This window comes from Pseudomonas taetrolens, from assembly GCF_900475285.1.
GTDB classification, from domain to species: Bacteria; Pseudomonadota; Gammaproteobacteria; order Pseudomonadales; family Pseudomonadaceae; genus Aquipseudomonas; species Aquipseudomonas taetrolens.
Window position 1 is genome coordinate 607436 of sequence record NZ_LS483370.1, and the last position, 13003, is coordinate 620438.

General features: G+C 59.9%; 10 protein-coding genes and 2 pseudogenes. 7 read left to right on the plus strand and 5 right to left on the minus strand.

The genetic code is table 11. The features are described 5' to 3' along the window. Window positions 1–147: 147 nt before the first annotated feature. A complete protein-coding gene (gene exaC / locus DQN55_RS02980; protein WP_048378374.1) occupies window positions 148–1668 on the minus strand; it encodes an acetaldehyde dehydrogenase ExaC in 1521 nt (506 codons plus the stop codon). A gap of 364 nt (window positions 1669–2032) precedes the next feature. On the opposite strand from exaC, the gene DQN55_RS02985 reads away from it, so the two are divergent. The 4 genes and pseudogenes from DQN55_RS02985 to DQN55_RS03000 all read left to right on the plus strand — a co-directional run bounded on the left by DQN55_RS02985 (window position 2033) and on the right by DQN55_RS03000 (window position 6414). Next, window positions 2033–3976: a sigma-54-dependent Fis family transcriptional regulator gene (locus tag DQN55_RS02985; RefSeq protein ID WP_048378373.1), complete on the plus strand. Its 1944-nt coding sequence runs from the start codon at window positions 2033–2035 to the stop codon at window positions 3974–3976. 190 nt (window positions 3977–4166) lie between these two features. Beyond that, window positions 4167–5516 carry a UDP-N-acetylmuramate:L-alanyl-gamma-D-glutamyl-meso-diaminopimelate ligase gene (gene mpl / locus DQN55_RS02990; protein ID WP_048378372.1) on the plus strand — a complete coding sequence of 450 codons (1350 nt, stop codon included), beginning with the start codon at window positions 4167–4169 and terminating at the stop codon, window positions 5514–5516. Then, window positions 5513–6142, plus strand: a complete 630-nt coding sequence (ubiX, locus tag DQN55_RS02995; protein WP_048378371.1) for a flavin prenyltransferase UbiX — start codon at window positions 5513–5515, stop codon at window positions 6140–6142. Before mpl ends, ubiX begins: the two co-directional genes overlap by 4 nt. Then, window positions 6135–6414, plus strand: a pseudogene (locus tag DQN55_RS03000) (YceK/YidQ family lipoprotein). Before ubiX ends, DQN55_RS03000 begins: the two are co-directional and overlap by 8 nt. A 102-nt stretch (window positions 6415–6516) precedes the next feature. On the opposite strand, the gene DQN55_RS03005 reads toward DQN55_RS03000, so the two are convergent. Then, window positions 6517–7158, minus strand: a complete 642-nt coding sequence (locus DQN55_RS03005) for an oxidoreductase (RefSeq protein WP_048378370.1) — start codon at window positions 7156–7158, stop codon at window positions 6517–6519. Window positions 7159–7184: 26 nt separating this feature from the next. Then, a pseudogene (locus DQN55_RS03010) lies at window positions 7185–8902 on the minus strand (C13 family peptidase). Between the two features lie 192 nt (window positions 8903–9094). Between DQN55_RS03010 and DQN55_RS03015 the strand changes: the two are divergent. Genes DQN55_RS03015 through DQN55_RS03025 form a run of 3 tightly spaced genes read left to right on the plus strand, consistent with a single transcriptional unit; the run spans window position 9095 to window position 10783 of the window. Further along, window positions 9095–9457, plus strand: coding sequence for a CidA/LrgA family protein (locus DQN55_RS03015; RefSeq protein WP_048378368.1), 363 nt, complete (start codon window positions 9095–9097; stop codon window positions 9455–9457). Then, on the plus strand, window positions 9454–10170 hold the full coding sequence (locus DQN55_RS03020; RefSeq protein ID WP_048378367.1) for an LrgB family protein: 717 nt from the start codon (window positions 9454–9456) through the stop codon (window positions 10168–10170). Before DQN55_RS03015 ends, DQN55_RS03020 begins: the two co-directional genes overlap by 4 nt. A 10-nt stretch (window positions 10171–10180) precedes the next feature. Then, complete coding sequence (locus tag DQN55_RS03025; RefSeq protein WP_048378366.1) at window positions 10181–10783, plus strand: LON peptidase substrate-binding domain-containing protein; 603 nt, start codon at window positions 10181–10183, stop codon at window positions 10781–10783. A 25-nt stretch (window positions 10784–10808) separates the two neighbouring features. On the opposite strand, the gene DQN55_RS03030 is transcribed toward DQN55_RS03025, so the two are convergent. Both DQN55_RS03030 and DQN55_RS03035 read right to left on the minus strand, forming a co-directional pair. After that, on the minus strand, window positions 10809–12125 hold the full coding sequence (locus DQN55_RS03030; protein WP_048378365.1) for a bifunctional DedA family/phosphatase PAP2 family protein: 1317 nt from the start codon (window positions 12123–12125) through the stop codon (window positions 10809–10811). Window positions 12126–12239: 114 nt separating this feature from the next. Beyond that, complete coding sequence (locus tag DQN55_RS03035; protein WP_048378364.1) at window positions 12240–12914, minus strand: DNA-3-methyladenine glycosylase; 675 nt, start codon at window positions 12912–12914, stop codon at window positions 12240–12242. Window positions 12915–13003: the final 89 nt, after the last annotated feature.

Genomic DNA, 13003 nt, shown 5'->3' on the forward strand with positions numbered 1-13003 from the left:
AAAATTTGACAGGGTGTGAAGCAAGAGAAAGGCCAACTCCATCTGTAGGTGCCGAGCTTGCTCGCGATGCAGGCAACGCGGTCTTTTAGTGAGACCGCATTGATTGAATCGTAAGCAAACCCGACGCCTGCAGAAGGAGGGTTGCTATTAGAAGAAGCCCAGCGGGTTGATGTCGTAGCTCACCAGCAGGTTTTTGGTCTGCTGATAGTGATCGAGCATCATCTTGTGGGTTTCACGGCCGACACCGGACTTTTTGTAGCCACCGAACGCGGCGTGTGCCGGGTAGAGGTGGTAGCAGTTGGTCCACACACGACCGGCCTTGATGGCCCGGCCCATGCGGTAGGCGCGGTTGATGTCGCGGGTCCACAGACCGGCGCCGAGGCCAAACTCGGTGTCGTTGGCAATTGCCAGGGCTTCGGCTTCGTCCTTGAAGGTGGTGATGCTCACCACCGGGCCAAAGATTTCTTCCTGGAACACGCGCATCTTGTTGGTGCCCTTGAGCAGGGTCGGTTGGATGTAATAGCCGGTTGCCAGATCGCCTTCGAGCTTGGCCACAGCGCCGCCGGTCAGCAGTTCTGCGCCTTCGCTCTTGGCAATTTCAAGGTAGGACAGGATTTTGTCGAACTGCTGCTCAGAGGCTTGGGCGCCGACCATGGTGTCGGTGTCCAGCGGGTCGCCGCGTTTGATCGCTTCGACCTTGCGCATGACCACTTTCATGAAATCGTCGTAGATCGACTCTTGTACCAGCGCCCGTGACGGGCAGGTGCAGACTTCGCCCTGGTTGAAGAACGCCAGTACCAGACCTTCAGCGGCCTTCTCAATAAAGGCTGGTTCGGCCTGCATGATGTCGGCGAAGAAGATGTTCGGCGACTTGCCGCCCAGTTCTACCGTCGACGGGATGATGTTTTCCGCTGCACATTTCATGATGTGCGAACCCACAGGCGTCGAACCCGTGAAGGCGATTTTGGCAATGCGCTTGCTGGTGGCCAAGGCTTCACCGGCTTCTTTGCCAAAGCCTTGTACGACGTTCAACACGCCCGGCGGCAGCAGGTCGCCGATCAGCTCCATCAGCAGGGTGATGCTCAATGGGGTCTGCTCGGCAGGTTTGAGCACCACGCAGTTACCGGCGGCGAGCGCAGGCGCAAGTTTCCAGGCGGCCATCAGCAGCGGGAAGTTCCACGGAATGATTTGCCCGACTACGCCCAGGGGTTCGTGGATATGGTAGGCCACGGTGTTGCCGTCAATTTCCGCAGCGCTGCCTTCTTGAGCGCGGATGCAGCCGGCGTAGTAACGGAAATGGTCCGCCGCCAGCGGTACGTCTGCGTTCAGGGTTTCGCGCACGGCTTTGCCGTTGTCCCAGGTTTCGGTGACAGCCAGCAGTTCGAGGTTCTGTTCGATACGGTCAGCGATTTTCAGCAGTACCAGAGAGCGCGCCTGGACGGAGGTCGCGCCCCAGGCATCGGCGGCCGCGTGGGCAGCATCGAGGGCTTTGTCGATGTCTTCCGCCGTTGAACGCGGGAATTCGGCAATGGCTTTGCCGGTTACCGGGGAGGTGTTAGTGAAGTACTGGCCTTTGACGGGCGCCACGAATTCGCCGCCGATGTAGTTACCGTAACGGCTCTTGAACGAGACGATCGAGCCTTCAGTACCGGGTTGTGCGTAACGCATGGTGAGTGTCTCCTGGCTTTATTGTGCTTATGGGGAGGACGCGCTAGGGCGTTGGTACAAGCCAGAGCAAGGGCTGGGCCAGATTGTTCAAACCCGTGCCAGCCGGGCCTTTGCCGGTTTTCAGGCCGATGATGGAAAGGGGCGGTGTCGCAACACTGGTACGGACGATGTGACAATTTGTACCAAAAATGTCACAGCCGATGACCGGTGAGTCAGTTCGGGATTGCAATGATCCGGGGGCAAGAGGATGCTGAACATTCGGTTTGGACTGGATCTCTGTCGCCGCAGGTTCGGCCTGCGGCAGAGGGTGTGCTTCCCCTCTGCCGAGCCCATGGCCGCCGTGACAGAGCGGAGAACAATAAAAATGCACAGTACGGATTTGAGCCGGCACGCCCGGCAAGTCATCGACGTCACCCGGGGCGGACTTCAGGGCCGAGGCCCCGGAAGCGACCCTTCTATCGTTCGCTCATGGCAACGCTGCCTTGAGGATTACCACCTTGATCCAGCGCAGACCCTTGCGCCAACGGTGCTTGAGCACGGCCGCATTCTGGAAGGCCGCGAGCGCTTGCAGCAGGTGTTGCAGATTGCCGGGCATGAAATGAACAGTCTGCACCAACAGCTTTCCGGAGCCGGGCATGCGGTGTTGCTGACCGATGCCCGCGGGGTGATCCTCAACTGTGTCACCGCCCCCAGCGAGCGCAAGGTGTTCGAGCAGGCCGGCCTGTGGCTGGGCGCTGACTGGAGTGAAGCCCGTGAAGGCACCAATGGCATTGGTACGTGCCTGGTGGAGCGTCAGGCGCTGACGATTTATCAGGACGAACACTTTCGAGGCCGGCACACCGGGCTGACGTGTTCCGCGAGCCCGGTGTTCGATCCCCAGGGCGAGCTGCTGGCGGTGCTGGACGTGTCTTCTGCCCGACACGAGGCTTCGCGTCAGAGCCAGTTCCACACCATGGCCCTGGTAAACCTCTCGGCCAAAATCATTGAAAGCAGCTACTTCCTGCATCATTTTGAGCACCAATGGCTGCTGCGCTTCCATTTGCAGGCCGATTCCGTCGGACTGTTCAGTGAAGGCATGTTGGCGTTTGATGGCGACGGCGTGATTTGCGCGGTGAACCAAAGCGCCTTGAACCTGTTGGGCAGGGTGCGCGCCGGCTTGCTCGGGCAAACCGTCGACAGTGTGTTCGACTGCACCCGTGATGAGCTGTTCTCACGGGCCAGCGAACACGCCAGCACCAGTTGGCCGTTACGCAGTCGTGAAGGGCGCCGGCTGTTTGCGGCATTGCGCGGCCAGCGTCGCCGGGGCCCCGGCCCGGTAGCGGTGCAGGCTGAACCGGCTCCTGTCTGCGTCCCGGTCCCGGTACGCGTAAGTAATATCTGCCTCGGCGACCAAGCGTTGCAAACCGACTTTCGCCGAGCGCTGCGGGTATTTGAGCGGGACGTCGCGCTGTTGATCAACGGTGAAACCGGCTCAGGCAAAGAAGCTTTCGCCAAGGCAGTGCATCAGGCCAGCCAGCGTTCCGCCAAGCCTTTTGTGGCGCTTAATTGTGCGGCAATCCCCGAGAGCCTGATCGAGAGTGAGCTGTTCGGTTATCGCGGCGGCAGTTTCACCGGGGCCCGCAAGGAGGGGATGCAGGGCAAGTTGCAGCAGGCCGATGGCGGCACCCTGTTTCTGGACGAAATCGGCGACATGCCACTGGCGTTGCAAACCCGACTGTTAAGGGTGCTGGAAGATCGCCTGGTGGTGCCAATTGGCGGTGACCCGCAAGCGGTCAACGTGCGCATCATCAGCGCGACCCACCGCAATCTGCAGGAGCGCGTGGCAGACGGTAGCTTCCGTGAAGACTTGTACTACCGGCTCAACGGGCTGGAAATCGGCCTGCCGGCCTTGCGTGATCGCAGCGACAAGTCGCAATTACTGGACTTTCTACTGGCCGAAGAGGCGGGGCAGGAGCCTCTGGTTATCAGCCGCCCGGCGCGTCAGGCGTTGCTGGACTTCTCGTGGCCGGGCAACGTGCGTCAATTGCGAAATGTGCTGCGCACATTGGCGGCGCTGTGTGACAGCGGGGTCATTGAGTTTGATGAATTGCCGCCCGCTATTCGTCAGCAGCCCTCCCGAGCGCCTGAGACTTGCGAGCTCTCCGAGGCTTCCGGGCATCCGCTGGAAGATGCCGAGAAAATCGCCCTGCTCATGGCTCTGGAGCAGCACCGCTGGCACATGACGCACACCGCGCAGCAATTGGGTGTGAGCCGTAATACCCTGTATCGCAAGTTGCGCAAGCACGGGATCGAACGCCAGCGCGCATAACCCGCAGGTCATCCCGCAGTTCATAAAGAAGAGGATGCCAATGTCGTAGCCTTGAGCCGTTGCTGCGACATTTTTCCGCCGTCGCAAACAAACCTGCTCCCGCACGGTCTGCTATAGCCGAGGCGATAATCATCAGGTGCGAAACGCTGCCTCCTACGCTACCCTTCGCCGATGATTTACGAGGTCGACTATGCACATTCATATTCTTGGTATTTGCGGCACTTTCATGGGTTCGCTGGCGGTGTTGGCCAAAGAACTGGGCCATCACGTCACGGGTTCTGACGCGAACGTCTACCCGCCAATGAGCACTCAGCTGCAAGCTCAAGGTATTGAGTTGACCCAGGGTTACGAGCCGTCCCAGCTTGATCCTGCACCTGATCTGGTGGTGATAGGCAACGCCTTGTCGCGTGGCAATCCGGCGGTGGAGTATGTGCTGAACAAGGGCCTGCCCTACGTGTCCGGCCCGCAATGGCTGGCAGACCACGTGCTGCAGGGCCGTTGGGTGCTGGCGGTGGCCGGTACCCACGGTAAAACCACCACCAGCAGCATGCTGGCGTGGGTGCTGGAACATGCGGGCATGGCCCCGGGCTTCCTGATTGGCGGTGTTCCGCAAAACTTCGCGGTGTCGGCTCGCTTGGGTGATACCCCGTTCTTCGTTGTTGAGGCCGATGAATACGACAGCGCCTTCTTCGACAAGCGCTCGAAGTTTGTCCATTACCGCCCGCGCACCGCGATCCTTAATAACCTTGAGTTCGATCACGCCGACATCTTCCCGGATCTGCCGGCGATCGAGCGGCAATTCCACCATCTGGTGCGCACCATTCCGAGCGAAGGCCTGGTGATCCACCCGACCACCGAGCCGGCCTTGCAGCGAGTGATCGAAATGGGCTGCTGGACACCGGTGCAGACCACGGGCGCTAACGGCCAGTGGCAAGCCCGTTTGCTCAGCGAGGATGGTTCGCGGTTTGAGGTGCTGTTTGAGGGTACGCTGCAAGGGACTGTCGAGTGGGACATGACCGGCCAGCATAACGTTGCCAACGCCTTGGCGACCCTGGCGGCTGCGCGTCATGTAGGCGTAGTTGCCAGCCTGGGGATTGCCGGCCTTAACGTGTTCAAAAGTGTGAAGCGACGCATGGAAAAAGTCGCCGAAGTGCACGGTATTACCCTCTATGACGACTTTGCGCACCACCCGACTGCCATCGCCACCACCCTGGACGGGCTGCGCAAACGAATTGGTGATGCGCAACTGATTGCCGTCATCGAGCCGCGCTCCAACTCCATGAAGCTGGGCGCGCACCGTGATGGCCTGCCGCAGAGTGTGATCCAGGCGGATCACGTGGTGTGGTACGCACCGGCCAACCTGGGCTGGGACCTGGCGGGCACCGTGGCTTCGAGCCCGGTGCCGACACAGGTATGCGACTCGTTGGAGTCCATCATTGACGAGGTCAAGGCCCATGCCAGGCCGGGCACCCATGTGGTGATCATGAGCAATGGCGGTTTCGGCGGCCTGCACGTCAAGTTGGCGGAAGCTCTGCAATGAACGGCCCGGAACGTATCACCCTGGCGGTGACCGGCGCTTCAGGCATGCAATACGCACTGCGCCTGCTTGATTGCCTGGTGCGCGAAGACCGTGAGGTGTACTTCCTGATCTCCAAGGCCGCGCAATTGGTCATGGCTACCGAAACAGACGTCAGGTTGCCGCCCAAGCCATTGGCCATGCAGACGTTTCTGACGGAATACACCGGGGCTGCCGCAGGGCAAATTCGGGTGTATGGCAAAGAAGACTGGATGTCGCCGGTGGCCTCTGGCTCGGGCGCGCCGGCGGCAATGGTGGTGGTGCCATGCTCCACCGGCACTTTGTCCGCGATTGCCACGGGCGCCTGCAACAACCTGGTGGAGCGGGCCGCGGACGTGACCCTCAAGGAGCGCCGCCAACTGATCCTGGTGCCCCGCGAGGCGCCGTACTCCAGCATTCATCTCGAAAACATGCTCAAGCTGTCGAACATGGGCGCGGTGATCTTGCCTGCATCGCCCGGGTTCTATCATCAGCCGCAGACCATTGATGACCTGGTGGATTTCGTGGTCGCGCGGATCCTCAATCAATTGAACATCCCGCAAGACATGCTCCCGCGCTGGGGCGAGCATCATCTGGGCGGCGATGAGTAAGACGCTGCTGGGGCTGTTGATGCTCTTGCACGTCGGTGGTTGCGCCAGCGTTCGCACGCTGGACGCCGCCAAACCCGGTGCCCCGGTGGTGTATTCGGGAACGCGTCTGGACTGGTATGCGCTGCAGGGTGGATGCTGCGCGATGGATCGCTTTGGTGCCTCTGCGCCTGCTTACCCGGGCCTGGGCCAGTGCGCTGCTCGACACACTGTTGCTGCCGTTGTCGGTGCTGACCGTGCTCGGTGTCGGGTACCAGGCCACTGGCGGGCTGTAGGCGGTTTAAATCAGGTTCGGGATGGCTGAACGCGACCGTGCTTCGTTCGTCGTAACGCCCCCGGCAGAGCAGAGGGACGTTTACCGATGGGGACGTTTGCTGCTACTTGCCCAGCTTGCGCAGTTCATCCGATTCAATCACGCGGACACCGTCCTGCTCCTCCAGCGCCAGTCGCCACAGGGCGCGGGCCAGCTGGCAGGCTTCGATACCGTGATATTTACCGGGTATCAGCTTGGATAAAGGTGCAGCCAGTTGCTCGGCCAGACGCGGTTCCAGGCGTTCGCCGATCAGTAGCGAGGGGCGGGCGATCGTCAGCTGTGGCCAGTCCTGGGCGCGTAGCGACTGTTCCATCTCACCTTTGACGCGGTTATAGAACACTGACGATTTTGGATCGGCCCCAATCGCGCTGATCACAAGCAGGTGCCGTGCGCCCATTTCCCGTGCGCGCTTGGCAAAGGCCACGACCATGTCATGGTCGACGGCACGAAAGGCTTCTTGCGAGCCCGCCTGTTTGATCGTGGTGCCCAGGCAGCAAAAGGCAATATCCACCCTCCCGCTGAGTTGTGGCAAGAACACAGCCGGATCGCCCACCGGGTTTTCCAGGCGTTTGTGCGCCGCCAAAGGTCGGCGCGAAGGGGCAAGCACGCGGGTAATCGTCGGCTCATTGAGCAGGCGGTCAAGCAAGTGCTCACCGGTAAGGCCAGTCGCTCCTGCAAGCAGGATGTGCTGAGGCGTCAAGTACATGCTAGTTCTCCCTTGATACATTCAGCTTAGTCACTCTTGGCTTCCTTGCTGTTCAACCGGATTTATTCAATGCCTGTATGGCTTGTTGCTGGCGCAATTGCTGCCAATGCTCCAGTACCTTTTTCGGTGCCCAAATTTGCGGTTCCGAGGCTTCGTAATCATCGCTCAGTTCCCGCTCGGCAACATACTGCTTGGCCAGCGTGAAGGCTTGCTGCAGGTCGTCCGTCTGGTTCAAGGCCTGGGCGAACAGCGCTTTGCCGAAGTAGGTGAAGTCGGCTTCTTCCGAGCAGCCGAATGACACGCGGTCTGCGCGTGAGGCGGTCATGATCAGGGTTCTTTCGTCTTTAAGGGCAGGAATGTACCCGCCCGAATAGCAGGCTGAAATGACAATGATCTTGTCGCGGTTTTTCAGGGGCGCCAAGGCCGTCGCCAGCTCATCGGCCGGCAGATCGGACAGCTCCAGGCGAGGCTGCTCAAGCACCAGTTGGTGATCTTCACTGCCGTGACTGGTCAGGTAGATAAAGATCAGGTCTTCAGGGCCGGTTCGTTCAGCCAGTTTTTTTGCTGCGCGGAACAGGTTCTCGCGAGTGGCCATGGGCCTATCCGGCAACTGGTCGCGATGATTGACCAGGCTGATCTGGCCATGGCTGGAGAAACGGCTGGCGAGCATAGCGCTCACATAGTCGGCTTCGCGCATGAATACGCTCTGCTTGCCGTCGCCCGCGAGCACCAGGCTATACAGTTCAATGGCCGGGGTTGAGGGCGTGATCGCCTCGAGTGCGTCATCCAGCAGTTTGCCCTGCTTGAGCAGCCCCAGTTCCAAAGGATCGGACAGCAGATTGCCCCGGTCATCGCGTACCCGTTGGCCATTGAGCCAATAACCGCTCTCGACGGTGCCATCGCTCAAGGTCAGGGTGCCTCGGCCATGATAGGTGTCAGCGGCAAAATCGCCGGCATAGGTGCTGCCATCAGCCAGCGTCAGTTGGCCCGGGCCGTTGAAACGCCATTCATGGAACATGCCGCGATAGTGACTGCCGTCAGCGCCGATCAGTTCACCCTTGCCGGTCAGGGCGCCATCCTTGAATTCACCGATCCAGACATCGCCGTCAGCGTTTTCATAGCGACCCTGGCCGTTCAGTTGGCTGTGCTTGAATGCGCCCTGGTATTCATCGCCTTCGGCGCTGTTAAAGGTGCCATGACCCTCCAGCTGACCGTCGACAAATTGCCCTGTGAACTCATTACCGCTGGCATCGCTGCGTTTACCTTCGCCATTGGGCTTGCCGTGGGCAAACTGGCCCTGATACTGGCTGCCGTCTTCCATCTCGAGGTGGCCGGAGCCGGAGTATTGATCGTCCTTGAACGCTCCGCGATAACTCATGCCGCCCTCTTTGAGCGTACCTTCGCCTTCGCGGCGACCGCGCTTGAAGTCGCCGACGTAGAGGCTGTTGGCGGTGGTCAGACTGCCCTGTCCATGAAACAGGCCCTGTTCGAATTGGCCGCGATAGACCTCGCCATTACTGCCGTGCCATTCACCCTGGCCGTGCCATACGCCTTTATCGAAAGAACCGGCGTACCAGCTCCCGTTCGGGTAGTCGATCCGCCCCTGTCCTTGCAACAACCCGTTGACCAATTCGCCCCGATAACGGCCGCCATCGGGCAGCTGTGCGTCAGGCGGCAATCGCGACTCGCCCTCACCACAGGCTGTCAACAGCAGAATCAACGCGAGAGGAACAAGTGGGCGCATAACGGGATCCGGATAGTTAGGCTGCCGAGTATGCCGCAGCAATGTGGGCTGTCTATAGGGCCAGATGAAACATCGGCATATATTCTGGCGGCGTGTTCAGGGCAGTAGCCCGGTCTAGAGGTTTGGCAATGCCGGCGGGGTGTGGGACGTGCTTATAATGCAGCGCAAAAATAAAATCGCAGGAGAGCTGAGATGTTGTTACGCGGCCTGACCTGGCTGGTGCTGTTTCAATTAATAGGCACCGCCATCAATCATCTGTTCGTCCCCGTGCTGCCCGGCCCCATCATTGGGCTATTGCTGCTGCTGGTGTTTTTGATGCTGCGGGGTCAGGTCGGCGAACCCTTGAGTCAGGCGGCCAGCAGCATGCTGCGTTATTTGCCTTTGCTGCTGGTGCCGCCTGCCGTCGGGGTGATGGTTTACGCCAGCGACATCGCAGCCGATTTTTGGGCGCTGGCCGGGGCCCTGGTGCTGTCGCTGTTGATCTCGATGGCGTTTATCGGGGTGCTGATGCAGCGCTTGCTCAAGCGTCATAGCCATTCCGGGGATCAGCCATGAACATTGAATGGCAAGGCGCCTGGGGGGCGGTTATCCATCATCCGCTGTTTGGCATCGGCATTACCCTGGGCGCTTATCAACTGGTGCTGGCGGCCTACGAGAAAACCCGCTGGATCTTTCTGCAGCCGGTGCTGGCCTCCATGCTGCTGGTGATCGGCGTGCTGGTCAGCTGCGGGCTGAGTTACAGCGAGTACCGCAAAAGCACCGAGATCCTCAGTATCCTGCTCGGGCCAGCGACCGTTGCACTGGCGGTACCGCTCTACCTTAACCTGCGGCGAATTCGTCAGCTGTTCTGGCCTATCTTCACTACGCTGGTGATAGGTGGCGTGCTGGCGACAGCGCTGGTGGTGATCCTTGGTTATTGGTTTGGCGCCGAGCACATGATGTTGATGACGCTGGCCCCCAAATCCGTGACCTCGCCGATTGCGATGCTGGTTGCAGAGCAAATAGGCGGTGTAGCGGCGCTGGCGGCGGTCTTTGTTTTGATCACCGGGGTCATTGGTGCGATCGCCGGCCCCGGTCTGTTGCGGCTGCTGGGGGTGCACAACCCTGAAGCCCGCGGTATGGCGCTGGGCATGACGGCCCACGCGGTAGGTACCTCGGTGGCTTTGCAAGAAGGTGAAGAATGCGGCGCTTTTGCAGCGCTGGCGATGAGTTTGATGGGTGTGGGCACCGCGGTATTCTTGCCGCTGGCCGTGACCTTCGTGGTGTAAGGGTGAATGTATGATATTGCCGCTTTTTCCTTTGAATACGGTGTTGTTCCCGGGGTGCGTGCTGGATTTGCAGCTGTTTGAAGCGCGTTATCTGGACATGATTGCCCGTTGCATGAAGCAAGGGACGGGCTTTGGTGTGGTATGTATCCTTGAGGGGGGCGAGGCAGGGAACGCGCCGAAGGATGTCGCCCGGATCGGCTGTGAAGCGCTGATTCGCGATTTTCAAAAGCAGGATAACGGCTTGCTGGGAATCCGGGTTGAAGGCGGGCGTCGTTTCGAGGTACTAAGCACCGAGTTGCAACGCGACCAGTTGCTGGTTGCACAAGTCGAGTGGCTGGATGAATTGCCCGAACAGCCCTTGCAGGAAGAAGACCAGGACCTGTTGGCCTTGCTCAAGGCGTTGGCCGAGCACCCAATGGTCGCGGCGTTGAACATGAACGTCGAGGTCGCGGGTCAGCAGTTACTGGCCAACCGGCTGGCTTATTTATTGCCCTTTGCCGAAGAAGACAAAATCGAATTGCTGCAGGTTGATGACCCGCAACAGCGCCTGGACGGGATCCAGGTGTTGCTCGATGAGATGCAGGGCGAGCTTCAGGGTGAACTGCTCAACTGAAGGCATCGCCCGTGACCGTTGGTGCTCAATAGGTATAACGCAAGAGCTCGCCTGACAGGTGGACAAGCACAAAGAAACCGTACAGCGCGGCAGCGGCGGGCAAAATCAACCACCAGACCTTCTGTGGTAATGCCGGCATCGGCATATAGCGCTGGCTCAGCGCCAGGGCAAAGGCATTGACGCTAATGGCGAGCAGGGCCCCGGCCATGATATCTGTGGGCCAATGGACGCCGAGGTACACCCGCGACATCGCGACGGTGACTGCCAGCAGGCTTCCCAGCAGCACCCAGGTCACCCGCATGCGCTGCGGTTGTTCGCGTCCCGCCATGATTGCCAGCGCCACAAAACACGCAAATGCTCCGGAGCTATGACCGCTGGGCATGCTGTAGGTGGTCAGCGGTTCGAGGAGCACGTCAGGCCTTCCCCGTGCGAAAAAGTATTTTGTGGCGGTGTTGACCAAGGCAGTAAACAGCGTGACGCCGCCGAAGAAGATCATCCCTCGCCATTGCCGGGCGACAAACAACAGCACGCAAATTAACGTCGCGGCAAAAAACTGGGTGCGGAAATTGCCGATGACCGTCACCAGCACTGCGCCCATGTCGACTGCGCTGCTGCGATGTTCCTGAATCAGTGCATTGATCCCCTGATCGAAGGCATTCATATACGGGTAGCCGATAAACACGGCCAGCAGCAGTGCAAGGCTCAAGGCACCAATCAGCAGCGTGGCCCGGGGCTGACGCCGGAGGCTGGCATTGATGCTCAGGCCCAGCAGCGCGGTGAGGCCAACAGCGACAATCGCTGCTTGTGGCCAGAACCCTTCAGGCAACGGCAAGCGCAGCGCCGCCCCGGTTGCCCAGCCGGGCAGGAGATACGCCACCGCCCAGCCGGCCCCGGCCAGCAGGCTGACGCCGATAAAACGTGGCAACGGCATGTCGCACATGCCGGCAACCATTGGCAGCATCGGTCGCAATGGGCCGATAAAACGACCGACCAGCAGGCTGACAATTCCGTAGCGATGGAAATAACTCTCGGCGCCGTTCATCCACTCGGGATGCGAGCGCAGCAGTGGCAGGCGCCGGATGTTCTGATGGAAGCGTCTGCCCAGCAGGTAAGACACGCCATCTCCCAGCAGGCCGCCCAAAAAGCCCAGTAACAAGGTTTCGCCCAGGGTCAGCGCGCCACTGCCGGCCATGACAGCAATGGCAAATAACAGCACTGTGCCGGGAACGATAATCCCGGCAATCGCCAGGCACTCCACACACGCCACAATAAACACCGCGAGCCCCAGCCATTCCGGGTTAGCGGTCAACCAGCCTGTTACGCTATCGAGCCATGGGCCCATGTTTAGACTTCCTGTTTGATTTTCGAGTGAGCGTCGCCCAGGCCTCGAATTTGTCTGGCGACGGCAGCACTGTATTTTTCAGGCCATTCTCTGTGTCACGAGACAGGCTCGTGGCTACAGCGAGGCGGTTTCAAGCGATACATAGTCCCGGCCTTCGACTTGTCCACGGCGCAGCGGGTTGCGTGTGCAATAGGCGGTGTAGTCGGCATCGACGAACCGGTACATCAAATGTTCATCCCGTCCGTGGGGGATCCCCAAACGGGTGGTTTGAATAATCCGTGACGGTCGTTCTCCGACGTCATTGACACATAAACGTTCCGGGTTGAAACGTTTTGCATCCCATTCGCGGACCTTCAGGCCCAGTGCCCTGCACAGCAGGGTTTGGCCGGCGCAGAGGGCGTTCAGTGGGCGGGGGCGGCCCTGAGTATCCGGGTTGTTGAGTTGCATGCGGGCCAGGCTGTCTGGCCCGGAGAGCTCGTCAACCCACGGATACGCTGATTTGATCAGCACCGCGTTGCCCGGGCCGTGGGCACTGAAATTCAGCGAATCACCGCCGCGCGCGTAGTACATATAAATGTGCCCGCCATCGAGAAACAGCGCTTTGCGCTTTTCGGTGTAGCCGAGCGAGGCATGGCTGCCCTTGTCGACGCAGTAATAAGCTTCGGTTTCGATAATGCGTGCACTCAGCCACAGGCCGTCGACCCGATGGCGGATGACTTTGCCCAGCAGTTCCCGGGCAAGCAGTTGGGCATCGCGGTCGAAAAAGGTATCAGGCAGCGTTGTCGGCATTTTCAGAGCGGTCAGTGGAGGGCTAAAAAGGTGCTGATCATAGCAAGTCGTGCTTAATTGGGGCTGAACACGCTGTATTTACAGTCCAT